The sequence below is a fragment of the Pedobacter sp. AC402 genome (assembly GCF_979252805.1).
On sequence record NZ_CEEDAI010000006.1, the window covers coordinates 213,715 to 238,247 of the forward strand.

Below are 24,533 nucleotides of genomic sequence, written 5' to 3' on the forward strand. Positions count from 1 at the left end.
CTGATCAAAAACCGTCCCGATTACATCGGGGCGGTTTTTTTTTGTTTAAAAAGCACCTTTTAAATCAACTAATTTAACCGTTCATTTTCTTGCTTTTTGTTTCAATAATGGTTATTATTGATTACACACAAAAACACAAATAAAATGAAACCTAAATTAATCATCATGGCACTGCTATGCGCCGTCAGTTGGCGCTGTTATGCCCAAACTGAAAAAGGAACCGGCTTTGCTGGTTTGAGTTTAAGTTTTGGAACTTCTAAACAGAACAACTCCTCACCAAGCTTAAACACTTTTACTGCAACACCCAGAGGAGGTTACTTTTTGTCCAATAATTTTGCTATAGGCCTGGAGATCCCTTTAAATCTTTCCAAATTACGTGGCGAAAGTTATATTTCCTGGGATGAAGAAGATGGAAGATACGAAGATCGCTATGGTCCAAAAGAATTTAGCTTCGGCATCTCTCCTTTCATACGCAAATATGTTGATGTTAAAAATCGGTTTAAGTTTTTTGCTCAGGCTAATTTGCTCCTTCAGATTAATACATTCAATAGAATTGACGATGAAGGTTATCTTATCCGTACCGATGCTCGTGCAAAAGGCTTTGGAGCAAGCTTAAGTCCAGGTTTTGCCTATATGCTTACTAACGATTCCAGTATCGAGTTTTCGTTTCCAATTTTAAGCTTCTTCCACCAAAATTATTATGCCGAAGAATCATTTTACAACTTCGATAAGAAAAATAACCTCCGGTTGGCACTCGATAACTTTACCCCTACCTTCACCATCAATATTCACTTCTAATTTCTGATCGAATGAGAAAAATATTCAATCTGCTAAGCTTAAGAATTTTAAGCTTAGTGCTGCTCTTCACTTACATATGTAATGTGAAAGCCCAAACAACAGAAAGCACTGAAATAAAATATTATAAAAGTATTTTTCCCGAAGAAAATGGGAAGCCAGAGGCTATTGGCAATAAAAAAATAGAATACTATCGAAGCATCTTCCCGGAAGAGAACGGAAAGATTAAATCCATCGGAGATAAGAAATTTGAATACTATAAAAGCATCTTCCCGGAAGAGAACGGAAAGATTAAATCCATCGGAGATAAGAATTTCGAATATTATAAAAGTATTTTCCCGGAAGAGAACGGAAAGATTAAATCCATCGGAGATAAGAATTTCGAATATTATAAAAGCATTTTCCCTGAGGAAAATGGTAAAGTGAAATCTATCGGGGATAAGAAAATTGAATACTATAAAAGCATCTTCCCCGAAGAAAATGGAAAAATCAAGACAATTGGCCAGGTAGAAATACAATACTACAAGAGCATTTTTGAAGAAGAGAATGGAAAGATTAAATCAATAGGTGGCGCACAGATCGAATACAACAGAAGTATTTTCCCCGAAGAAAACGGAAAGATCAAATCAATTACCGGAAATATAGGAGGCGATTGTAACTCCACTCCCCTTGAAATGTACTATTTTATTCTGAGCGCAAACGCTAAATAGTACACAAATAAGTCTTATTATTACTTAAAACCGATCTAATAAAACAGATTGGTTTTATTTTTTATTACTGATAATCAATAACTTAACAAAAACATAACTAAAGCAATAGTTAATATCGTTTTTTTTATTTTATCATTGGATACACAAAAAACACAAATGAGAATGAAAAAACAACTAATGGTTACGGCTATGGCCGTGGGTATCTCCCTATGCGGTTTCGCGCAAACAAAAGGAACAAACGCTTTAAGCTTTGGTATTAACTCTACCACAAACAAAACTACTGGTGCAAACTACGAAAACAAGTACCAAAATAATAGCTTCAGCCTTGGATATGGCTATTTCATTAAAGATAATGATAAGCTTGGATTAGATTTAACTTATGGTTTAAATAAATATAATGCGAACGATAATGTAAAGCAAGAGCAAAAAAGTTATGGCGGCAATTTAAGTTATCAGCATTATTTCCCATTGGTAAAAACCTTGTTTGCATATGCTGGAGGAAGAGCCGGTTACACACACAGTGAAAACAATAATTTACCTGAAAGCTATTCGCAATACAGCTCAACCAGTAACCAATATAATGTAGGTGCATATGGAGGTATTACCTGGTTTCTATCAAAAAGATTTGCATTAGAAACCAGTTTATTAACAGCAGACATTGTGTATGCTAAAAACGAAATAAACGAAACAAATAATGCCAACGTGATCACTAAAACCGAAACCACCTCATTCAATTTAAGCAGTCAAGGATTCATCAACAACCTTGGCTTTAAGATTTATATCCTTTTTTAACTCCTCAACAGTCAAAATTGTGGCCCATCTTTATAAAAAGGATGGGCTTTTTTATTTCTTTTTCGTTTCTATGTTAGGCAATAAACCTGTTAACAAGCCGATTAATGGCAGAAACGCACAAATGTTAAATACATATTCAATACTTGTAGAATCGGCCAGTTTCCCTAATAATGCCGACCCAATGCCGCCCATACCAAAGGCAAAGCCGAAAAATAGTCCTGCCACTAATCCTACCTTCCCTGGGATTAATTCCTGTGCATACACTAAAATTGCAGAGAATGCCGATGCCAAAATCATTCCTATTGGAACAATCAATACCCCTACCCAAAACAGGCTGGCATGTGGCAACAATAATGCGAATGGCGCTGTTCCTAATATAGATGCCCAGATTACATATTTCCTTCCTATTTTATCTCCAATTGGTCCGCCGAGCAATGTTCCGGCTGCTACCGAAAATAAAAATACAAACAGGTAGATCTGCGAAGTTTGTACCGAAACGTGAAATTTATCGATCAGGTAAAAAGTAAAATAATTGGTTAAACTGGCCATGTAAAAGTATTTCGAAAAAATAAGCAAGAGCAAAATACATACAGAAAAAATCACTTTTTGTTTAGAAAACTGATTCACAACCGTTTGTATGTTTACCTTTTTACTTCTTGAAAGCATAAAACCCTTATACCAGTTGCCCACATAGGTAAGAATGATAATGGCCAGCAATGCGATGACCGAAAACCAGATTACGCTGAACTGCCCGTAAGGAACTATAATCCAAGCCGCTAACAAAGGCCCTAAAGAGCTGCCTGCATTACCGCCCAGCTGAAAAACGGATTGTGCCAATCCCCGCTTTCCTCCGGAGGCCGCGTGTGCCATCCGTGATGCTTCAGGATGAAAAATGGAAGAACCTATGCCTATAAAACACACAGAAAGCAGTATTGTGTAAAAATGGGTTGATTGCGAAAGCGAAATTAATCCGATCAGGGTAAAACCCATTCCAATGGCCAACGAAAATGGCTGAGGTTTTTTATCAGTATATAAACCTACAAATGGCTGTAACAGCGATGCAGCCAGTTGAAAGGTAAGCGTTATTAAACCAATTTGCGAAAAACTTAAATGATAACTCGTTTTAATGATAGGGTAAATTGCAGGAATTAACGATTGAATCGTATCATTTAACAAGTGCGAAAAACTTAAAGCAAAAAGTATCGGAAAAACGGTTTTTTCAATAATGGAGGTGGTAGATGCAGGCTCATTCATAAAATCGGTATACTAATAGCATCAAAAGTAGCAATTATAAATTTTTAAACCTTGCGCCTTGTCCTTGCAAAAACCAAACATTTTTATAACGTTGCGGTTTAATAGCTATGGAAAAGAATAGAAAAATTGTTGGTTTATGTGGAAGTTTAAGAAAAGGTTCCTATAATGCGATGTTACTGAAAGTTGCAGGGAGCTTGATTCCTGAAGGTATCGATTTCGAAATTGTAGCTTATCATGATATCCCTGTTTATAATGCTGATGAAGATTTACCTGAAGTTGAAGAACGACCAGCAAGCGTAGTAAAATTTAGAGCAGCTTTAGCAGGTGCCGATGCCTTTATTATCGTTTCGCCTGAATACAACTATTCTATCCCAGGCGGATTAAAGAACGCCATCGATTGGGCAAGCCGTGGAAAAGACTCACCACTAATGCATAAACCTGTGGCTTTAATGGGTGCAACACAGGGCATGTGGGGAACGGTAAGAATGCAGGCCGCTTTTCTGCCCGTTTTTACTTTCTTAAATATGAACCCTGTTTTACAACCAGAAGTTTTGATTGCGCAAGCACAAAATAAATTTGATGCAGAAGGAAACCTAACAGATGAGAAAACCATCAGCATCATTAAAAAGAAAATTGAAAATTTAATTTCAGCATCAAAAGTTTAATAATACCCAGAGAAGCTTTCCTTAAAACCTGCCAATTCTGCTACAAATAAATCTGACATTAATACAAAAAAAGTCAGATTGTCAATCTGTCATGCTTAAAAAATTAATCGATCGATTGATTTTTAGTCACGCGAAAATAATATTGACTTAACATTAAATTTACATCTGTTTGTGAGTGAAGCAGTTGTCCAAAAACTGATTTTTTAATGACCTAAGCAATGTTTTTTGGCACAAGTGTTGACTTTTAGGCGAATATAGTCAGACATTAAATTAACAAAATTGACTATATTTTAATAACAAATAAATAATAAAAAAGATGAAAAAACTATTATTATCTTTAGTAGCAGTAGCAGGTTTAGTTTATGGTGCACAAGCACAAACTGAAAAAGGAAATTTTATGTTAGGTGGTAACGTAGGTGTAAATTCTACAAAAGTTGACGGCGCTCCAAAAGCAGATTTCAGCTTTACAGTATTACCAAGTGTTGGTTATTTTATCAGCAACAATTTTGCAATCGGTACAGGTGTAGGTTACGAATACAATAAAACAGTTAGCGAAAAAACACAAGATGGCGCTTTTAAAGTTGCTCCTTTCGGTCGTTACTATGTTGGTTTATCAGATCAATTTAAATTTTTCGGCCAATTATCTGTTCCATTGGCTTTCGGGCAGTTAAAAGCAACAGATGCTAATGGCGATAACTCAGTAAAATTGGGAACTACAACTAAAATCGGTGTAGAAGTTGCTCCAGGTTTTGCTTTCTTCCCAACTAAAAAAATCGGTATCGAACTTTCAGTTAAAGGTTTAAGTTATGAAAACTACACTATTAAAGCTGAAGGAACAGGTGCTAAATTAAAAACAAACAGTTTTGGCTTAAATGCTGATACTTTTGCGCCAAGATTAGGTGTACAGTTCTACTTTTAATTAAGTCTTTCCAATAGAAAAACTTAATTAATGACTTTTTTTCAAAAAGCGTCCCGGTTATTCCAATCGGGACGCTTTTTGTTTATTTCTTTTCTCTGATGGCTTTAAATTCCGATCCATCTTTCCATTTAGGGTAAGAACCTTCATTGCTGATGCGGTAACCCAAATCAAAAAGCATCCTAACATCTGCTATAATGCCAGATAAATCCCATGTTTTAGCATCAAAATTATCTTGAGGAGAATGGTAACGGAATTTGGTAAAATCTGCAACCTGTTTTAATCCCCATGCCCTTCCGTTTTTAATGTTGTCTACTCCCGAACCTGTAAACAGCGACGGCACACCAACCTTGGCCAGGTTAAAATGATCAGATCGGTAATACAAACCCGATGACGGAACAGGATCTGGCACAATAACCCTCCCCTGCTTTTTAGCAGCCTCTGCTGCATAATCTTCCAGTTCAGACTGGCCGAAACCATATACTACAATATCTTTGGTTTTACCGGCAATGCCCATCATATCCATATTAATATTGGCAACAGTTTTTGCCAAAGGAAAGGCAGGATGCTTGGCATAATATTCAGACCCTAATAAACCCTGCTCTTCAGCAGTGTAAGAAATAAATAAAATCGTTCTGCCCGGAGCCTTAGGTAATTTTTTAAAGGCTGAAGCAATTTCAAAAAGAGATGCCACGCCTGTTGCATTATCAACCGCTCCATTATAAATCGAATCACCCTGTATTTTTTCTCCCACGCCTAAATGGTCCCAGTGGGCCGAATAAATAATGGCCTCATCTTTACGTTTGTCGCCCGGTATTTTTGCCAGCACATTATAGGTAACCGATTTTTTAATGGTATTTTTAACTTTTAATGAGGTAGTGATACCCAAATCAACGGCTTTAAAACCTTTTTTACGGGCATTTAAAGCCAGCTCATCAAATGATTTGCCATCCATTGCGAACAACTGTTTTGCCTTATTCAAAGTAATCCAACCTTCTACTATACTTCGGTTCATACCGTTATCCTCGCTTTGCAGGGTAAGTTTAGATTTCGACCATCCGCTGCGTACAACAGTCCAGGGGTAAGCGGCAGGTTCAGTATCGTGCACAATGATAATTCCGGCAGCACCTTGCCTTGCGGCTTCCTCAAACTTATATGTCCAACGGCCGTAATAAGTCATATTTTTACCCTTAAACAAAGTAGAATCTGCAAATCCAGGGTCATTTATCAACACCACAACAGTTTTTCCTTTCACATCAAGGTTGGCATAATCGTTCCAACCATATTTGGGTGCAACAATGCCATACCCAGCAAAAACCAGTGGCGAATTGTTTATGCTCACTTCATTTTGTACACGCCTAGTTCCGGCAACAAAATCGGTTAAATAATTTAGCACCAAAGAACTTGTTTTTCCCTTAAATAGCATTTTATCTTCAGGTACGGATTTAATTTCAACCATCGGTACTTCCTGAAAAAAACGCTTTCCATTACCAGGTTCCAACCCCAATTTTTCGAACTGTGCCTTTAAATAATTAATGGTTTTGGTTTCGCCAACAGTAAAGGGTTTTCTTCCTTCCAAACTATCCGCAGCAATAACAGCTAAATATTGGGTTAAACTAGAATCATTTATGGCTTTTATCGCCAAAGAATCAGTAGTGTTTTCTGTAATTTGGGTATTTTGCCTGCAAGCACTTAAAAAAAGTAGTGCAGAGGTAGAAAATAGTAAGAGTTTTTTCATTTATACAGCTTAGTTTCTAATGACTGGTATGATTTGTTGAAAAATACGAAGAAAATGCTAAAAGGAGATGCAGTTTTAAGTAAACGACTGGCATTTATCCACTATAAGCCTACTATAATAATTTTGCTGGGGTCTCCATCAAATTTCAAAAAAAATGTTTGGATTAGATAATTGTAGTATTAACTATATATTAATGTATATTAGTAGATACTATTTCACTTAAGCAAAGTCATCCAGCATTAATTTTACGATTTAAAAATTATATTTTATACAACATGCCTACACCTTAACCTGCAACAAAATGACGCTCAACCAATTATTTGCAAAAGTTGCTTTGGCCCAGGGCAAAAAACTTTCCGGTGGCATTACCTGCAATGGCTTAAGGATACAGCTTATACATGCATCTGGCAAAACTGCCGGAGTTTGCTGGTAACTGGCGATGTAACCCTAACCATAAAAGTGTTTGATTTAACCATCACTGGTGCGCCGAAATTAAATAGCTTAATGCACTATACCCAGCAAAATATTCCGAATAAACTTAGGGGAGAAACGATGGAATATGGATTAGTTCTTGAAAGTTATGATATAAAATCAAATAAATTCAATAAGAATATAAAGTATCGAGCATATAATCTAAGATATAGAATAAATTACATTGTAAAACTCAGAAAAAATTAGCCGATTAAGCCAATTGGCAGGTAATGATTTTGTTCTGGCAGTAGTAGACAGGATCGGTTTCAAAACTGATAATTTAAACACGAGTGGGTTAACTGATGGAGAAGGTGGACCTGCTACAGTTGTATATAACGACTGGTGTAAATATCCAAATATCAGTATGCACGAAGTTTTTCATACTTTGGGTTTAAAGCATGTTAACGGACCGCAAGCAGAAAAAGTATAATGGCTGAAATTGCAGGTACAGATAATAATATGATTTCATTGAGTGAACTATCCAAAATGAATGCATATTTAATGCTAGGTTTGGTTGATATGTCCAATGGTCATTACGCTTAAGCCCAACGTTTAAATACAGTAGAATATTACGAAAAATTTTAAACAACCCCACCAATGGATTTAAATATAACAAAGCTAAGTTTAGGTAATCTATTACTGGTCTTACTTACCTTAAGCTGTATAAATCGAAACAATGATAAATCTGAGGCGCTGGGTAAATTGAATACAGATACCTGTAAGCTGAATGTAGAAAAAGCAGCTCAAATTGGAGAAGAAATTAAATGTATAAACTGTCACACCCAGAGAGATAAAAGAATTACACCTGATTTTTTTACCATGAAAGAGGTTTCTGGCATGGATAGTTTAAAATTAAGAGATTTTTTGTTCATCATTAAGCATAAAAAGAATCTTAGTTTTTATATGAAAACCCTATACCAATTACAACAACCGCTTAAAAAAATTGATAGTCTATCGGATTGTGATCGTAAAAACCTGATCCATTACATTAAAGAATATAACCGGCCACATTTGTATATATTAAGAACACCTGAAGATGCTTCTGATACAATACCTGAAAAAATAAACAAAAGTTATAAATCCCCATACCAATGGATACGAAATATAACAAAGCTAAGTTTAGGTAGTTTATTAATTATCTCATTTATAATTGGCTGCACAGGTAACAATAATAAAGTAGCAGCTACTAAAAATCGTGTATAAAATGTTAGTCGATACTTGCGGTGCTTCTTTACCTAGCTAAAGGAAGTGAACTTCAATTTAACATTGGCTGCAGAAGCTGTCATGTAGAGCAAGAAAAAAGATATTACCCCAATGTACCTTCTTACTTTGAGCTATCAAAAATGGACAGCCTTAAATTAAGAGACTTTATCTTCATTAGCAAACATAAAGGATATTTCAAAAGTCGAGCGATTTTTTAAGTAATAAAATTAAAACTTTAGATAGTCTATCAGGTTGTGACCGGAAAAACCTGATCCATTATATAAAAGAATATAATCGGCTACAAGCTTTACCTACTAAATTAGATACAAACCTTGCTCACAGCATCTCCAAAGAATAATTTTGAACAAATTGGTTATGGATTTAAATATAACAAAGCTAAGTTTAGGTAATACCTAACCACTTAAAAGAAGTATATAGAATTTAACTATTTCTTAATTAACTTAATTTTTTTCAATTGCTGTCCGTTTTTATTAATTACACCAACATAAACACCTGTAGATAATGCATTGAGGGCAAATTTATTAGAACTTGTTGCCTTTTCTTCAAAAACCTTCTGCCCCAAAATGTTAAATATAGCCAGACTATAATCTTCGAATGATACCGCTAAGAATGGTTAAATAATCGGCTACCGGATTGGGAAAGAAAGCAAATTGATCTTCTTTAAGGTAAACCACCGAAAACAAGATCGCTCTGCACCTGTCCACTGGCCGTTTCGAAGGTAACCCGATAAAACTGTATGCCCAGCCTTTGGTTTGTCATCAAAAACAGCATAATCCAATTGATTTTGAAACAGGTTTAGTCTGGTGTGTAAAGCTGTAAACTTATTTACGCCAGTCTGTTTTTCCCAAATGATATTTTTTAAATCCAACGTAGTTCCAATACTCAAATCAAGTCTGATTTTATCTTCAATAACCGAAGCAGACAAACTTTTAACATAACAGGCAATTCCTTGTTGGGTATAATCGATGGTATAGCTTTTTAACCCTGTAAACCCCGTACCGTTGGCGGCCACGGCAAAATACTTTCCCGAAATTTTATTAATATCCAGCTTCACAAGGGTATCTGTAAGGTTTAAAACCGGCGTAAGTACATTATCCACCACGTTATAGAGTGTATAATCTTTGGCACCAGGCTGTGGATTCCAGTTTAGCACAATACCATCCTTACAAGCATACCCAACCTTTAATACTCTTGGGTTAGAAATCACAAAGGTTTGACTCATGATTACATTGCCTTCTACTTCCATTTTTACCATCGCTTTGGAAAACAAATCAGGCGCAACCCAATTATAAAAACCCTTGCTTATATCCACTCCCGATGCTATTAATTTCCAGGAAGCTCCATCATTATAACTTACAGACAAGTTTCCGCTTTTGCTTGAATAATTATTTTCCCACCGGATGTAATTTCCTTCATTGGCAAAAAAGTATTCATCTTTTTCCGGGCTCACGAAAGAAAAAAGTATTCTTCATTTTATAACGGTAAGCCAATGCAAAACGCTGATTGTTGCCAGTTTCAATCCTGTTTTCCCTTAACATGAACCTGGTACACACCTGGGTTTGGGTTTTCCACGCTGATCTGCTGAATAGTATTAATTACATCCGCTTTTCTAACCGCAGGCCTTTGAAAGGGAATCTAAATTAGCGAAACTGCTTAATACCCACGGTAAGGTTAAACTTCCTGATGGGCTTTGGAGACTTAAATCCAATCCATTAACCAAACTTTGTGCGGCATTCACAGTTGCCGGAGGATCATTCCAGGTAATGGTAAGCTTAGCTTCGGTTACATCGGCAGGAATAGTTAAAGGTATTACCAGATCCTGGTTTTTGGCAACCTCATACATTGCAACCCGGTTTTCATCTAAGGTTTTTAACGATTGGGTTACATTTAATTTCCCATATCCGTACACAAAGTCAACTTGTGGCGTTCCCAAATCATCAGCAGAATTGATCAGTGTTGCTCTTATTAATGGTGCAGAAGCAGCTTTTTTATATTTTTGTTGATAAAATTGTTCCAATAAAGCAACTGATCCACTCGTAATTGCGGCCGAACCTAGGTTCCATCTTCGCCTAAAGCAACAAGCTCGGGCTTTACGCGGCCATCATAAGCCGGGCCCTTACTGCTCAAACTTTCAGATACATCTTCCCTGCTAATGCCCCCAATAACCAATAGGTTTTTGGCTTGTTTAAAATTACCGGTTAGGTTAGCCCTTGAGTTAATCTTCTGATAAAAGCCTACTGATGGCGTGGTTGTTCCTTTATTTCCGGCAGAAAATACATGGATCATCGTGTCCGTTTCGTAAATCTGCTTATCGTAAGCAGCGGCTTCCATGCCATAATCGTTATCAATATCAGTACCATAAGAATGGTTTTGGACACTGATTTTAAGCTTGTTTAAATCAGCAGCTAAATCAGGCATGAGGTTAGAAAAATCAGAAAATGCAAGTTTAGCTTTAGGTGCAGCCCCTAACCCCCTGATAAACGAATTGCCATTGCCTAATGCCAGCGTGGCCATTGTGGTGGCATGGCTGGTAGGTGTTTTACCTATAATTGCTCCTGGTACGGTTTTTCCAAGTAAATCAAGATCGGTTGCATCGTACATTCCTTCCTTAAAAGAAACATTAATTCCGTTGCCATCAGTACCTGGAAAAAGAATATGGGCGTTAGAAATCTGATTTAAACTCAAATCCAGCCCATTAATAACCACCTCTGTTTTGGCAACCGGCAGCGTATCCGCATATAATATTCCATCACTTTCCAGCACCAACAGTAAATCCGATGGCAAAATATCAACTGTTACTATATTATTGCCATAATCTATTGCTTTAACATTAAGGTTTTTAGCGGCAACTGTTAACTCATTTGTGTTTTTGAATGAAAGCCTTACCCGAACGGAATCACTCTTTTTTGTTGCCTTGTTCAGCACTTTCATTAACCGATCACTGGCTTTCCAAAGGGCATTAGCCTGTTGCTGATCAATTACATTTTTGGATAGGTTGGAAACAGCTGATTTTTCGACAATAAAATAATCGCTGGCAAGCTTCTTTTTTGGGTGCAATAACTCAATTTCCCGGGTTGTTAAGCTACGGTTAAACCGAACTAAAACCAACGAATCGGCTGGTGATTTTTGAAAATTACCACCTTTTGAAATATATTTTTCAAAATATTTTTCTATTCCAGCAGGTTGTACCTGTGCGTTTAAACCAAAAGCAGACAGACAAAATAATAAAACTAAAAATACAGTAGTGACTTTCAATAAATATTTTATAACAAAGTTTTGTTTACATCGTTTATGTTCCCTAAATTAGGATTTATAAGGTAATCCGCAAATTTTATTAACTAACTTATTCAATTTAAAAAAAATCAAACCTAAACAAGATGAAAACATCCCAATTTTTATCAATGGCAGCACTATGCCTTTTATTCACTACTTTATACTCTTGTAAGAGTAATAATACAGAAAGTGCAGTAGAAAACAAAACAGATATTTCGGCCGACAAATTATCACAAATTAAATCGTTAGGATTTAGCACTGATAACCTCCGCAAAATAGACGAAGGTTATTTAGTTGAAGGCGATATCCTTTTAACTGAAGATAATTTAACTGAAACTGCTACCGGTGCAAATTTAAATATTGCTGAAACCGAGCAATACCGAACCACTAATGTTGTAAAATCTTTACCGCGTGTTATCACAGTATCAGTAACCAATTTACCACAGGTATACAGCGATGCCGTAAATACCATGATTTCGAGGTACAATTCATTGGGCCTTCGCATTACTTTCCAAAGGGCTAGTGCCGGTACAACCGGAAACATTAATGTAATAGGTTTTAATGAAGGCCCTAGCGGTGGTTTTATCACCTTAGGCTCTGCAGGCTTCCCAACATCATCAGGAAAACCATTTAATCAGATCAAAATGAATACCAATGCTGCTGCTTATGGAAGCAACCCTGATTTATTGTATCTGGCTTCTGTGATCCAGCACGAAGTTGGCCACTGCATAGGTTTCCGTCATACCGATTACATGAACCGTGCTTTTAGCTGTGGTGCAAGTGGCGCAGGCAATGAAGGTGCATCGAATGTTGGCGCAGTTAGAATTCCAGGAACTCCTTCCAATCCTGATGCAGCTTCATTTATGTTAGCCTGTTCTAATGGTGGTAACCGCACCTTTAACGCTAATGATGTTATTGCTGTAAACTACCTTTACAAATAAGCAGAACACCCAAAGGATTATCTTACAGATCAAAATTAGAAGCCCCGAAATATTCGGGGCTTTTATGTTTATATTCTATTCACTAAAGGGTTGCAACAGAAATAGATCCTGAAATAAATTCAGGATGACGCGTAACGTGAACCTGTGACAACGGCTTACCCTTTGAAACACAAGCCTGATTTATTACTGATAGCGCCAAATAGCTCCCGATTTGAGGAAATATCTTGTATTTAAGCGCACTTAAATCGGGACTATAGGCAATAGCAGGACTACAATAACCGAAGAACTACCGCGCCCTGCTTTCCAAAAACGACAGATGGCTCATAGGAATATTGTTTAACCACAGATGAACACTGATAAAGACGGATTCATTATCTGTGTTCATCCTCTTAATCTGTGGTTAAATGAATTTTATTTTCCGTTCTGTTCGATATCTCTGTCCATTTCTACCAAATCAACATCGCTGGGTTCTGAGAAATCGCCAATTAAATATTTGTTAAAATGATCAGCCAGTTTCCAGAAAGCATATTCTGTCATATCTCCAAAGCCGTGGCGTTGACCAGGGATAATTAAGAAATCGAAACGTTTACCCGCTTTCATCAATGCATTGGCTACACGGATGGAGTTCGCAGGATGCACATTATTGTCTACATCACCATGCATCAATAACAAATGCCCTTTTAGGTTTTTAGCCAGATCTGGGTTTTTATCAATGCTGTATTTAAATGAGGTATCGCCCTTTAACGAGATGGTTTCCTTTACCCCATGGTGTTTTTCGCTCCACCAACGGTTATAAATGCTGTTATCGTGGTTTCCTGCATTAGAAACTGCTGCTTTAAAAAAATCAGGATAAACCAACATGGCCGCTGTTGACATAAAACCACCGCCAGAATGGCCTGTAATCCCTACTTTAGATTCATCTATATAAGGATATTTTGCGGCCAGTTGCTCTATAGCCGTTTTCTTATCAGCCAAACCATAATCGCGCAGGTTGCCATAACCATAAGTATGGTACCATTTAGAACGCGAAGGGTTTCCGCCCCGGTTACCAACGGTGATTACGATATAACCGAATTGAGCCAAACGTTCAGTGCGGTCCATACTTTTACTAAATGCCTTATTCACAGCTTCCGTTTGCGGCCCTGGATATACATATTCAATAATCGGGTATTTTTTATTTGGATCGAAATCAAATGGTTTATACATCACACCATACAGATCAGTAATGCCATCATCAGCCTTTACTTTAAAAGTTTCCGGAAATTTGTAACCAGCAGTCATCAACAATGATAAATCAGTTGTTTCCAGATCCATTACTTTTTTACCAGTACCATCATAAAGTGTAGCCTTAGGCGCAGTATTAACCCTCGAATAATTATCTACAAAAAAAGTATTGTTATCATTCATACTCGAAGCGTGGTCAAAATCGCCGGCATTTAACAATTTCATATTCGAGCCATCAAAATTAATGCTGTATAAATGCAAATAATAAGGATCTTCTTTGCCTTCACGTCCGTTAGCCGTAAAATATAGGATGCGTTTTTTCTCATCAATATTCACAATACTTTCGCAGTGGAAAGCACCTTTGGTAATCTGGTTTTTCAGTTTACCATTTTCATCAAAAAGATAAAAATGCGCCCAGCCATCACGCTCACTCCAATGAATCAACTCTTTACCATCATTTACCAAACCCGGGCGGTTTACCTCTACATAAGTATTAAAACGTTCGTCGATAATTGGAGTAACTTTTCCGGTAGCAATATCTACTGTACCAATATCAATGCGCTTTAAATCGCGACTGGTACGAGAAAAATAGAAACGGCTATCATTGCCGAGCCATATAGACGGGCGGAATTCATTATCACGGTCTTTATTTAATGAAGGTTTACTCCAAACCGAAATGCTTTGATCTTTAAAAGCTGCAACACTTAGTTTTTTGTAAGATTTTGCTGCAAAATCGAATAACAAAACCTCATCCTAGGCAGCTTCAGCCTCTCCAGGCATTTGATATTTATAGGTTTCTAAAGTTGGGCGGCCAGGTGTAACACTGTTAATTACCCAAAGATCCTTAACCTTACGCGAATCAGTCCTGTCTAAAACAAAATATTTCGAATTCGGCGACCAAAGCACATAAGCACCGCGGCGTTTTTTATTATTCTTTTCGTTTTCTACATTGTTTTCGCCATCGCCATCACTCCCGTACGAATAGAATTTTACACCATCTTTTGTTAACTGATGTTCTACAATGGTACTGTCATCTTCATTTTTAACCGCTTTTTTGTAATTGTCCCTATCCATCCAATACAAATTATAATTGCGTGAAAATATAATAGCAGATGAATCTGGTGCTACTGATCCCCATGCTGGTTTTGGTTTGGGTTTACTAAAATTCGGTACCTCAGTTAACTTTGCAGTGGCCAGTTCATACTTAAAAGAAAATATTTTCTTCTGCATCGAATCTGCCGCTTTTTTATCTTTCCTTTCTTTTTTCAACTCATCAACACTGCTTTTAATTTCGAAAGAGATACTTTTTTCATCCGAAGCAAATTTTAAGTTTTCGAGTGGTAAATGCTCAGCATCAAACGGATCACGAACGGCCAGGGTAATATCTGCAGCAATTTTAGCATTATCAAACATCAGTTTTTTGCTTTTTGCAGCAGGATCTACCAAATACCAGAATTTACCTTTCGGACTTTCGAAAGTGTACCAAAAACGGTTACTTAACTTTAGCCAATGCGGATCTACCGCGGTAGAATACACCATTTTTTTCAACTTGTTTGGCGAAAAACGCGATGCAAGCTGATAATTCGCCTTAGGTTGCGGCAGAACATTCTCGGTTATGGTAAAAGTTTTGTTTTGTGCAGCTACAGTTAGGGATAAAAACTGCGCACACAACAGGAGTTTATAAAGTTTATTCATTAAAATTTGTTTGAACCGCTAAATTATTTAATTAAAGCATATTAAGCAGGTTTTAATGTGTAATAAAAGCGATAGTTAGCTCAATTATATATGCTGTAAATAAATTATTAACACTATTTATTTTGATAGCTAAATAATTAACAGATTTTATAGTTTTGTAGCCATATATCCCAATGATGAAATATAGCTTTTTAACCTTAATAACAGCAGGCGCAATCTTATTTGCCAGCTGCCAGTCTAAATCACAAACAGAAAACCCTTCTACTCAAGATACCACATCAAAAATGGCCAAAACCGCAGCAGGTAATGCAGCTCCGGTTGATGTTTCGAAGATAAAAGTTGCCGATGCCAAAACCATTCTGGCCCGAAAACAAGTGCCGATTTTATGCTATCACCAGGTGAGAAACTGGAAACCAACCGATGGTAAAGTAGGTAAAGATTATATTGTAGAAATACAAAACTTTAAAGATCAAATGAAAATGCTGGCCGATAGTGGTTACCACACCATTTTACCCGATCAGTTGTACGCTTACCTGAACACTGGTGCTGCCCTGCCAAGCAAACCGATTATGCTTACTTTTGATGATACAGACATGGATCAGTTTACCATTGTTCGCCCAACGTTGGATAAATTAGGCTTTAAAGCCGTTTATTTTATCATGACGGTTTCGATTGGCAGAAAAGGCAAGTTTGTAGATTACATGACGAAGGAGCAGATTAAACAACTTTCAGATGAAGGAAACATAATTGGCAGCCATACTTACGACCATAAAAACTTTAAAAAATATGCCGGTAAAGATTGGGAAGAACAACTGGATAAACCAACTGAAAAAACTAGAAGAAATTACAGGCAAAACCATGACCGAATTTGCTTATCCTTTTGGTTTATGGAATGCAGAAGGAATTCCGGAACTTAAAAAACGTGGTTTCAGAATGGCTTATCAACTCTCTACAAAACGCGATGAAAAAGACCCGTTATTTACCATCCGCAGAATTATTGCCAGCGGTTACTGGTCGCCAAAAACATTGAGCAACAGCATTAAAAACAGTTTTTAAATCACCAATCCCGGCACTGTCGGGATTTTTCTTTTTAACGAACCAACGATTAAACATGAAAAAATACTTACTACTGCTTCTGTTAACTTTTCAGTTGATTAACTCTTATGCACAAACGCCGCATTTAACTGGTAAAGCCGAAATTGTAATGGCCACCGGGCAAATTACCTGCGATTTTGTATTAAGCAATATCCCCAACCTTGGAAAAGATTACCAGATCCTGCTAAACAAAGGATTTAACATCAAAGCAATAAAAGATTCGGCAAACCAAACCTTAAACTATTCTGGTTTTTATGGCGGGGCTATGCGGGGCGAAGGTTTAACCTATACCCCATTGTTTAAAGATAGCACATTGGTTAACCCCGTGAAATTGCACATTACCTATACAGGAGGCATTCCCTATTTATACCGATACGCTAAACTTTGTCGATTTTAAAGGCTTAATTGCTTTTAATGGTAAAACAATGCGGGCTACCGATCAATCTAAATGGTATCCGGTTATTTATGATATCAAAAACGACCGTCAGATTGAACAGATGACTTTCGACATACAGGTAATCAGTAAAGATGCCAAAATGATCTTTGTTAATGGCGATCTGCCCAAAGCAGGTCCTGTTGCAAGGTTTAAATCTGATGTGCCGATTGCACCCATGATTTTTGCTGGCGATTACGATGCACAAAAAACAAAAGGAGCAATATTTTTAAACACCCAAATGAATGATAAGCAGCTTAAAGTTTTTGAAGAAAACATAGCCGAAATGAAAGCTTATTATTTTAAAGCGTTAAAAATACCCTACAATACCCAAAATATCTTTATTGAACATGCGCCCGTAGAAAAATTCAACAAAGGCAGAAGCTGGGGTTTTGTGTCGTTTCCAACCATTGCTTTTGCGGGCATTAAATTGGGCGATATGATAGATGAAGAACACCACAAACTTAAAAATCAAAACGATTACCCATTTATCGCACACGAAATTGGGCACTACTATTTCGGTAATGTACTGCAACCAAACGCCACCTTATTCTGGTTCTTTTTAGAATCTACCGCCGAATATTTATCAGTAAAAGCAAGCGAAGAAAAATTTGGAAAAACATTCGGCACCAAATATTTTGAAGACAAAGGGAAACAACTTAAAAATTTTAAGGCAAAACCATTAAATGCCATTAAAGAAGCGAATGAAATATCGGGCACTTACCGTTATTCATACGGCCCGTTTTTATTACGCGGGCTCGAACAATCAATCGGAGAGCAGCGCATGTTTAAATTTCTCAATACCTGCTTAAACACTAAAGGTGAATTTACAGATTACGCTTTCTTTAAAAGAAATGCCTTAAAATCCGGAATCACGCAAAAAGAATGGGATGCTTATGAAAAAACATTTATCCTTTCCGAAAACGCTGTATCTTTGGTAAAATAAATATAAAAACATTGAGAAAATACCTCAGTTCCGCTGTCTATACCCTAGTATCAATCCTGGTTTTGGGTTCATTTTCATTGGCATGCTCCGGCAGTAAACAAAAAGAAAAAACGGCTACCGCAAATACCCCCGAAACTGTTAAAAAAGATTCTACAAATACTAAACCGGCCGATAACAAAACCATTTTGGCAAAAAGAGAGGTACCAGTGCTGTGCTATCACCAGATCAGAAACAATATTGCCAGCGACAGTAAGCGTGCGCACGATGATATTATTGCCCCGGATAAGTTTAAAGAACACATGAAAATGCTTGCAGATAGCGGTTATCATACCATTTTGCCCGATCAACTCTACAATTACCTGGTTTATGGAGGAAAATTGCCCGAAAAACCAATTATGATAACTTTTGACGATACCGATGAAGATCAGTTTACCACAGGCAATTCTACCTTGAAAAAATATGGCTTCAAAGGTGTTTATTTTATCATGACCGTATCAATAGGTAGAAAAGGCAGGATCAATTACATGACTAAACAGCAAATTAAGCAATTAGCAGACGAAGGCAACACCATTGCCAGCCACACTTACGACCATAAAAACTTTGCTCATTTTACCGATCAAGACTGGACGACCCAAATTGATGCGCCAACCAAAAAACTAGAGGAAATTACAGGGAAAAAAGTATCCTATTTCGCTTTCCCCTATGGAGTTTTCAAATCCGCTACATTACATAAGCTAAAAGAACATGGTTTTAAGGCAGCCTTTATTCTTTCTACAGCCAGAGATGAAAATTATCCGCTCTATACCATCAGAAGAATAATAGACCCAGGAAGGTACACGGCCAAAAATTTATACTACAGCATTAATAAAAGTTTTAATAAAACAAAATCATAGCCTCAACTGTAAATCTTGTGTGCTTTCAGGTTGAAAAATTTAACCTTGCAACGCTGTAAACTTTAATACTGTTAAGTAATAGCCTGCCCCATGAAATACCATTTCTTTTGTTTCCTTTTCGGAGTATTGATTATATCCGCCTGTAACAACCCTAAAAATAGCAACAACACTTCCGAAAACAAAGCCGGTACAACAAATGCAAAAGTTGAACTTACTGCCAGTTTTTATAAAAGATTAGAGGGAACAATTGCCGGTAAACCAGTAATTATGCACCTGCAAAAAGTAGATAATGATGTAAGCGGAACCTATTATTACAATGGCTCGTGGCTTAACCTAAGTACCGATACCCTGATTGGTAAAGATAGCTTAGTGCTTACCGAGTACAGCTTTTACGAATCGTACTTTACAAATGATTCCAAATCGCCGCTTTTAAGGCTTAAATGGAATGGAAATGGCTTTAATGGCAACTGGGAAAGTGGCGATAAAACCAAAAATTTTCCCATTGCCCTTACAGAAAAATACCCTGAAGGCAGTTATCCGTTTAAGGCCGCAATTTATAAAGATTCAGTAAAAGCTTTTGCCAATCAACCGAAATCTCCCGCAGCAGAAATCAGCTTCGAATATTTAGAAAGTAAAAATAATGATGACGCCGGAAACTGGTTAAATACACAACTTAAAAAGATAATTGGTATTAAATCACAGGTAGATCGCTCAGTGGGTTTCAAATATATAGCCGACGACTATTTTAAAGATTATAAATCTCAGGCTACCGAAGAATCTAAAAACAGCCGTGGAGAAGATTTTCAGGCTTGGTTAAATTATACAAACGATACCCAGCAATCGATTAATTACAATGATAACGGTTATGTGGTAATTGATTTTCTGGCCGATGCTTATACAGGCGGGGCGCATGGCAACTACAGCAGTACGATGTTCTGTTTAGATGTAAAGAACAAAAAACAACTGGTATTGAGCGATATTGTTAAAATAGATTCGAATGCTTTACAAGGCATTTTGGAGCGGAATTTCCGTAAAGAATACAATATAAAAGCCACGGATGCACTTACTACGGTATTGTTCGACAATTTCATAAAACCCAATCATAACTTTTATTTCAATGCAAACGGGATTGCATTTATGTACAACCCTTACGAAGTAGCAAGCTATGCCCAGGGCCAGATTGTGGTGTTTATTCCCTATACAGATTTAAAAAATTACCTGGTGCCTGCGTTTGCGCAACGGATGGGAATTAAATAATTAGCGTTGATTGTTGGTTAAACGGTTAACAGATAGAATTGGTTAATTGAAACTGCCCACTCAAAATTTATCATCTGCGGGAATGAAGGGTTAAGATTTCTCCCAGTTCAAAGGATGAATGTTTGATAATGTTGTTGACTGCGTTGATAAAAATATCTACTGCGACTTCAGAACTATCAACTGCGACTTCAGAACTATCTACTGCGACTTCAGAACTACCTACTGCGACTTCAGAACTATCTACTGCGACTTCAGAACTATCTACTGCAACTTCAGAACTATCTACTGCGACTTCAGAACTATCTACTGCGACTTCAGAACTATCTACTGCGACTTCAGAACTATCAACTGCGACTTCAGAACTATCAACTGCGACTTCAGAACTATCAACTGCGACTTCAGAACTACCTACTGCGACTTCAGAACTACCTACTGCGACTTCAGAACTACCTACTGCGACTTCAGAACTATCTACTGCGACTTCAGAACTATCTACTGCGACTTCAGAACTATCAACTGAGACTTCAGAACTATCAACTGTGACTTCAGAACTACCTACTGCGACTTCAGAACTACCTACTGCGACTTCAGAACTATCTACTGCGACTTCAGAACTATCTACCGCAAGCTTCGAACGGTTAAATGAAAATTTTATAGTATCTCTTTTACAATATATTCCTTGCCATTAAACTTAAAACTTTCATGTAAGGCTTTTCCAATCAAAAACCGCCCAATTGGTGAAGCCTGGGATACTGCAAAGAACTTTTGCCCATCGGTATTAAGTTCACCAGCACTAATGCTGATGTAAAAATTACCTTCATTAGTTAAAACCAAACTTCCGTTTTTAACCAGGCGATCTGATTCAACATTTTCGATCTGTTGCAGGGCAATTTTCTGCTGACCAGCTTCGTAAAGCAACTTACTGTTGCGGTCCATCTCCTGCTGCATCATTTCGCGCGTAGTTTCATATTTATCTCCCGCGCTACTTTTGGTATCATCATTAGAAGCCTGTCGGGCTTGTTGCAAAGAATATTCAATGTTTTCTATCCGGTTTTGGATAAAGGTTAGGCAAAGCTTGTATAGATTGGATTTTAATGCAGACATGTAATGGTTTAAGATATTTATTTACGAAGGGCAAATGCCTGTTTTAAGATAGATTCTATTTTCCTTTCAGGAATATCTTCAAGATGATTGATTAGTAAAATCTTCATTTTGGCTCTCTTCTCTTGCAACAAATCTTCGTGTTCAATTTTATTTCCGTCAACCAACCCAATGTAAGGCTGATAAAGTTTTTTATGAGTCCAAAGATAGCAGAACATTTTCCCATTGTGGTAATAAAAAGGCATACCATATTTCCAATGCTCCGTAATATCGGCATAACGCAATAAAAGCGCCCTCAAATATTGTAGGCAACTTTTAATTGGCTCATCTTTTTGCTCGAAATAATTATCCAGAGGATTTAACATATTTTAAATAATTAGAAAGATCGTTATTTCTAACGAAGTGAAGAAATCTTTTAAATCCTACATAGTCCTCGTTTATAACGAGGATTGTTGAGATTCGCATTTCTAATGCGATAAAGTAATTTCCAGTTACATGCTCACATTATTTTTAAAGAGATCTTTTGATAGTGAGATTGCTTCAGCTCACTCTCCCCAGCATAAAAGCAATGACGGATTTATGTGCTCCCTCAATGTTTTAAACAGGAGAAGGTGCTGAAATAAATCCGATAGCAATCGGATCAGCATGACGATCGCCTTAGACATAATGGCAAACATGTATGTAAAACATAGCGACCGCATTACGATTCCCGCATGCGCGAGAATGACGACCGTGTTAAAAACCTATTAAAACGATTGCTTCGGCTCGCTCTATCCCAGCCTCACAGTGACGAATTTATAGTAATAGCAAATCCAAAGATCTCTCCACTACGGTCGAGATGACGGATGAATGCATCCCCTCATACTTTCAGAAGAAGTAACTTACAGATGCCTGTATCTGCCCCTCGCTATTTGCTCCTTGCTATCGGGCATAGGAAATGATGGAAGGAGAAAACGTTAAAGCTTTATCGTTACCTTTTTCTTTCATCGTTGCATTGAGGCAGCACACACTTTCCGCCCCCTTCGGCGGAACTTGTGCTGACGACCAAAAAGCTTTAACGAATTTATCCGACATCAGTTCCAAGCCTTTCAGTTATGCCTTATTGTTTGTTATTTTTATAGGTAGTCATGCTTTCGCTGCGCTCAGGTTTGTTACTTTTGGGCCAAGCCAAAAGTAAAAGCCCTTCGGTGGCGGTGAGCCGAGGCAAGCCCGAGCGGAGCGAAAACATAGCGACCGCATTACGATTCCCGCATGCGCGAGAATGACGGCCGTGTTAGAAACAATACTAGAAAGATTGCTTCGGCTCACTCTCCCCAGCATAAAAGCAATGGTGGATTTATGTGATAACAAATCCAAAGATCTCTCCACTACGGTCGAGATGACGGATGAGTGCATTCCCTCATAGTTTCAGAAGAAGTAACTTACAGATGCCTGTATCTGCCCCTCGCTATATGCTCCCTGCTATCCGGCATAGGAAATGATGGAAGGAGAAAACGTTAAAAGCTTTATCATTACCTTTTCTTTTATCATTGCATTGAGGCAGCACACACTTTCCGCCCCCTTCGGCGGAACTTGTGCTGACGACCAAAAAGCTTTAACGAATTTATCCGACATCAGTTCCAAGCCTTTCAGTTATGCCTTATTGTTTGTTGTTTTTATATGTAGTCATGCTTTCGCTGCGCTCAGGTTTGTTACTTTTGGGCCAAGCCAAAAGTAAGAGCCCCTCGGTGGCGGTGAGCCGAGGCAAGCATGAGCGAAGCGAAAGCATTACGATTCCCGCATACCCAAGAATAACGGCCGTGTGTAAAAAACTAAAAAGATTGCTTCAGCTCGCTCTCCCCCATCTTCGCAATGACGGATTTAACGCATTCCCTCTACTCTCCCCAGCCTCACAATTACGAATTTATAGTAATAGCAAATTCAAAGATCTCTCCACTACGGTCGAGATGACGGATGAATGCATCCCCTCATAGTTTCAGAAGAAGTAACTTACGGATGCCTGTATCTGCCCCTCGCTATTTCCTCCCTGCTATCCGGCATAGGAAATGATGGAAGGAGAAAACGTTAAAGCTTTATCAATACCTTTCCTTCCATCGTTGCATTGAGGCAGCACACACTTTCCGCCCCCTTCGGCGGAACTTGTGCTGACGACCAAAAAGCTTTAACGAATTTATCCGACATCAGTTCCAAGCCTTGGACTTTTGTTACTTTTGGGCCAAGCCAAAAGTAAAAGCCCTTCGGTGGCTAACCGAGGCAAGCCCGAGCGTAGCGAAAGCATTACGATTCCCGCATGCGCGGGAATGACGACCGTATTAGAAACATTACTAGAAAGATTGCTTCAGCTCGCTCTCCCCCATCTTCGCAATGACGGATTTAACGCATTCCCTCTACTCTCCCCAGCCTCACAATTACGAATTTATAGTAATAACAAATCCAAAGATTTCATCCTACCCTTCTATCCACCTCACCTTATCTTCCATCGGAGTTCTGTTCGGTGCCCATGGTTTCTCATTATGATAACCCATATAAAATAAACCAATGCACTTTTCATTTTCGGATAGACTTAAAAATTCGCCTAAATCATCAATCAACGGTGGCGAACTCCAGTACGCGCCAACCTGTAAACTTTCGGCCGTTATCGCCATATTCTGTACCGCACATGATACAGCAGCCAATTCTTCCCACTCCGGTATTTTACCACTTAACTGCATATTAATGGCTATAATGCAATCTGCTTGACTTGTTTTCTCGGCAAAGCTATCGTACTTCTTCTGTAAGAACTGTTGCGGACTAACCAGCTCTTTATATAGCCTCCCCAGTTCTTCACCAAGTTTGGCTAATCCAGCCTTTCTAATCACCACAAAACGCCAGGGCTGCGTTAATTTGTGTGTAGGTGCATAATTAGCTGTCTCTAAAATCTGGTTAATTACCTCAACCGGGATTTCTTTTTTTATATAGCTTGCAGGAAAAATACTGCGACGTTCTTTTATAACTTTTGAAACGATATCGTATGTTGTACTCATGTGGTAAATATAAGCTAAAAGGCAGAAGGTATAAGAAAGAAGCCAACAACTCCCAAAGTTTTGACGTTCCCTTAACTGAAGCTTAAA

27 protein-coding genes and 1 pseudogene are annotated in these 24,533 nt (G+C 37.7%); 17 read left to right on the plus strand and 11 right to left on the minus strand.

Annotated features, from left to right (window positions below; genetic code table 11):
• Positions 1-144: 144 nt before the first annotated feature.
• The 3 genes from AC0IWE_RS05285 (at position 145) to AC0IWE_RS05295 (ending at position 2,297) form a co-directional block, all read left to right on the plus strand.
• Positions 145-798, plus strand: a complete 654-nt coding sequence (locus AC0IWE_RS05285) for a hypothetical protein (RefSeq protein WP_471792226.1) — start codon at positions 145-147, stop codon at positions 796-798.
• 11 nt (positions 799-809) lie between these two features.
• Positions 810-1,505 carry a hypothetical protein gene (locus tag AC0IWE_RS05290; RefSeq protein ID WP_471792227.1) on the plus strand — a complete coding sequence of 232 codons (696 nt, stop codon included), beginning with the start codon at positions 810-812 and terminating at the stop codon, positions 1,503-1,505.
• 162 nt (positions 1,506-1,667) lie between these two features.
• Positions 1,668-2,297: a hypothetical protein gene (locus tag AC0IWE_RS05295; RefSeq protein WP_471792228.1), complete on the plus strand. Its 630-nt coding sequence runs from the start codon at positions 1,668-1,670 to the stop codon at positions 2,295-2,297.
• A 51-nt stretch (positions 2,298-2,348) separates the two neighbouring features.
• On the opposite strand, the gene AC0IWE_RS05300 is transcribed toward AC0IWE_RS05295, so the two are convergent.
• Complete coding sequence (locus AC0IWE_RS05300) at positions 2,349-3,551, minus strand: MFS transporter (RefSeq protein ID WP_471792229.1); 1,203 nt, start codon at positions 3,549-3,551, stop codon at positions 2,349-2,351.
• Between the two features lie 107 nt (positions 3,552-3,658).
• Between AC0IWE_RS05300 and AC0IWE_RS05305 the strand changes: the two genes are divergently transcribed.
• On the plus strand, positions 3,659-4,216 hold the full coding sequence (locus tag AC0IWE_RS05305) for an NADPH-dependent FMN reductase (RefSeq protein ID WP_055905795.1): 558 nt from the start codon (positions 3,659-3,661) through the stop codon (positions 4,214-4,216).
• Between the two features lie 316 nt (positions 4,217-4,532).
• Positions 4,533-5,135 carry an outer membrane beta-barrel protein gene (locus tag AC0IWE_RS05310; RefSeq protein ID WP_055905798.1) on the plus strand — a complete coding sequence of 201 codons (603 nt, stop codon included), beginning with the start codon at positions 4,533-4,535 and terminating at the stop codon, positions 5,133-5,135.
• 82 nt (positions 5,136-5,217) lie between these two features.
• Here AC0IWE_RS05310 and AC0IWE_RS05315 read toward each other — a convergent pair whose 3' ends face one another.
• On the minus strand, positions 5,218-6,870 hold the full coding sequence (locus AC0IWE_RS05315) for a M28 family metallopeptidase (RefSeq protein WP_471792230.1): 1,653 nt from the start codon (positions 6,868-6,870) through the stop codon (positions 5,218-5,220).
• Positions 6,871-7,171: 301 nt separating this feature from the next.
• Here AC0IWE_RS05315 and AC0IWE_RS05320 point away from each other — a divergent pair, with 301 nt between their 5' ends.
• From AC0IWE_RS05320 to AC0IWE_RS05330, 3 genes are all read left to right on the plus strand, one after another.
• Entirely contained in the window at positions 7,172-7,303 is a 132-nt protein-coding gene (locus AC0IWE_RS05320; protein WP_471792231.1) for a hypothetical protein, read from the plus strand.
• Between the two features lie 258 nt (positions 7,304-7,561).
• The gene (locus AC0IWE_RS05325) at positions 7,562-7,771 is read left to right on the plus strand and encodes a hypothetical protein (RefSeq protein WP_471792232.1); all 210 of its coding nucleotides are present in this window, start codon (positions 7,562-7,564) and stop codon (positions 7,769-7,771) included.
• Positions 7,772-7,938: 167 nt separating this feature from the next.
• Positions 7,939-8,544 carry a c-type cytochrome gene (locus AC0IWE_RS05330; RefSeq protein WP_471792233.1) on the plus strand — a complete coding sequence of 202 codons (606 nt, stop codon included), beginning with the start codon at positions 7,939-7,941 and terminating at the stop codon, positions 8,542-8,544.
• 445 nt (positions 8,545-8,989) lie between these two features.
• Here the strand turns inward: AC0IWE_RS05330 and AC0IWE_RS05335 are convergent, their stop codons facing one another.
• From AC0IWE_RS05335 to AC0IWE_RS05350, 4 genes are all read right to left on the minus strand, one after another.
• Positions 8,990-9,145 carry a T9SS type A sorting domain-containing protein gene (locus AC0IWE_RS05335; protein WP_471792411.1) on the minus strand — a complete coding sequence of 52 codons (156 nt, stop codon included), beginning with the start codon at positions 9,143-9,145 and terminating at the stop codon, positions 8,990-8,992.
• 45 nt (positions 9,146-9,190) lie between these two features.
• Entirely contained in the window at positions 9,191-10,015 is an 825-nt protein-coding gene (locus tag AC0IWE_RS05340; RefSeq protein WP_471792234.1) for a hypothetical protein, read from the minus strand.
• A gap of 159 nt (positions 10,016-10,174) precedes the next feature.
• Positions 10,175-10,606, minus strand: coding sequence for a hypothetical protein (locus tag AC0IWE_RS05345; protein ID WP_471792412.1), 432 nt, complete (start codon positions 10,604-10,606; stop codon positions 10,175-10,177).
• Between the two features lie 11 nt (positions 10,607-10,617).
• Complete coding sequence (locus tag AC0IWE_RS05350) at positions 10,618-11,820, minus strand: S8 family serine peptidase (RefSeq protein ID WP_471792235.1); 1,203 nt, start codon at positions 11,818-11,820, stop codon at positions 10,618-10,620.
• Between the two features lie 122 nt (positions 11,821-11,942).
• Between AC0IWE_RS05350 and AC0IWE_RS05355 the strand changes: the two genes are divergently transcribed.
• Positions 11,943-12,779, plus strand: a complete 837-nt coding sequence (locus tag AC0IWE_RS05355) for a M57 family metalloprotease (protein WP_471792236.1) — start codon at positions 11,943-11,945, stop codon at positions 12,777-12,779.
• A gap of 411 nt (positions 12,780-13,190) precedes the next feature.
• Here AC0IWE_RS05355 and AC0IWE_RS05360 read toward each other — a convergent pair whose 3' ends face one another.
• Entirely contained in the window at positions 13,191-14,093 is a 903-nt protein-coding gene (locus tag AC0IWE_RS05360) for an alpha/beta hydrolase family protein (RefSeq protein ID WP_471792413.1), read from the minus strand.
• A 51-nt stretch (positions 14,094-14,144) separates the two neighbouring features.
• Positions 14,145-15,698 (minus strand): annotated as a pseudogene (locus AC0IWE_RS05365) (DPP IV N-terminal domain-containing protein); the annotation flags it as partial.
• Positions 15,699-15,871: 173 nt separating this feature from the next.
• Here AC0IWE_RS05365 and AC0IWE_RS05370 point away from each other — a divergent pair.
• The 6 genes from AC0IWE_RS05370 (at position 15,872) to AC0IWE_RS05395 (ending at position 20,322) form a co-directional block, all read left to right on the plus strand.
• Entirely contained in the window at positions 15,872-16,615 is a 744-nt protein-coding gene (locus AC0IWE_RS05370; RefSeq protein ID WP_471792237.1) for a polysaccharide deacetylase family protein, read from the plus strand.
• Entirely contained in the window at positions 16,557-16,754 is a 198-nt protein-coding gene (locus AC0IWE_RS05375; protein WP_471792238.1) for a hypothetical protein, read from the plus strand. Before AC0IWE_RS05370 ends, AC0IWE_RS05375 begins: the two co-directional genes overlap by 59 nt.
• A gap of 55 nt (positions 16,755-16,809) precedes the next feature.
• Positions 16,810-17,190, plus strand: a complete 381-nt coding sequence (locus AC0IWE_RS05380) for a hypothetical protein (RefSeq protein ID WP_471792239.1) — start codon at positions 16,810-16,812, stop codon at positions 17,188-17,190.
• Positions 17,191-17,218: 28 nt separating this feature from the next.
• Positions 17,219-18,172 (plus strand): M1 family aminopeptidase, encoded by a 954-nt coding sequence (locus AC0IWE_RS05385; protein ID WP_471792240.1) that lies wholly within the window; start codon positions 17,219-17,221, stop codon positions 18,170-18,172.
• Positions 18,173-18,183: 11 nt separating this feature from the next.
• The gene (locus tag AC0IWE_RS05390; RefSeq protein WP_471792241.1) at positions 18,184-19,065 is read left to right on the plus strand and encodes a polysaccharide deacetylase family protein; all 882 of its coding nucleotides are present in this window, start codon (positions 18,184-18,186) and stop codon (positions 19,063-19,065) included.
• A 90-nt stretch (positions 19,066-19,155) separates the two neighbouring features.
• Complete coding sequence (locus AC0IWE_RS05395) at positions 19,156-20,322, plus strand: DUF3298 and DUF4163 domain-containing protein (protein WP_471792242.1); 1,167 nt, start codon at positions 19,156-19,158, stop codon at positions 20,320-20,322.
• Positions 20,323-20,973: 651 nt separating this feature from the next.
• Here AC0IWE_RS05395 and AC0IWE_RS05400 read toward each other — a convergent pair.
• Both AC0IWE_RS05400 and AC0IWE_RS05405 read right to left on the minus strand, forming a co-directional pair.
• Positions 20,974-21,426, minus strand: coding sequence for a 3-oxoacyl-ACP synthase (locus AC0IWE_RS05400; RefSeq protein WP_471792243.1), 453 nt, complete (start codon positions 21,424-21,426; stop codon positions 20,974-20,976).
• Between the two features lie 17 nt (positions 21,427-21,443).
• Positions 21,444-21,788, minus strand: coding sequence for a DUF1801 domain-containing protein (locus tag AC0IWE_RS05405; RefSeq protein ID WP_471792244.1), 345 nt, complete (start codon positions 21,786-21,788; stop codon positions 21,444-21,446).
• 572 nt (positions 21,789-22,360) lie between these two features.
• On the opposite strand from AC0IWE_RS05405, the gene AC0IWE_RS05410 reads away from it, so the two are divergent.
• Positions 22,361-22,600, plus strand: coding sequence for a hypothetical protein (locus tag AC0IWE_RS05410; RefSeq protein ID WP_471792245.1), 240 nt, complete (start codon positions 22,361-22,363; stop codon positions 22,598-22,600).
• A gap of 300 nt (positions 22,601-22,900) precedes the next feature.
• Positions 22,901-23,140 (plus strand): hypothetical protein, encoded by a 240-nt coding sequence (locus AC0IWE_RS05415; protein WP_471792246.1) that lies wholly within the window; start codon positions 22,901-22,903, stop codon positions 23,138-23,140.
• A 730-nt stretch (positions 23,141-23,870) separates the two neighbouring features.
• On the opposite strand, the gene AC0IWE_RS05420 is transcribed toward AC0IWE_RS05415, so the two are convergent.
• Positions 23,871-24,446, minus strand: coding sequence for a nitroreductase family protein (locus AC0IWE_RS05420; RefSeq protein ID WP_471792247.1), 576 nt, complete (start codon positions 24,444-24,446; stop codon positions 23,871-23,873).
• Between the last annotated feature and the right edge of the window lie 87 nt (positions 24,447-24,533).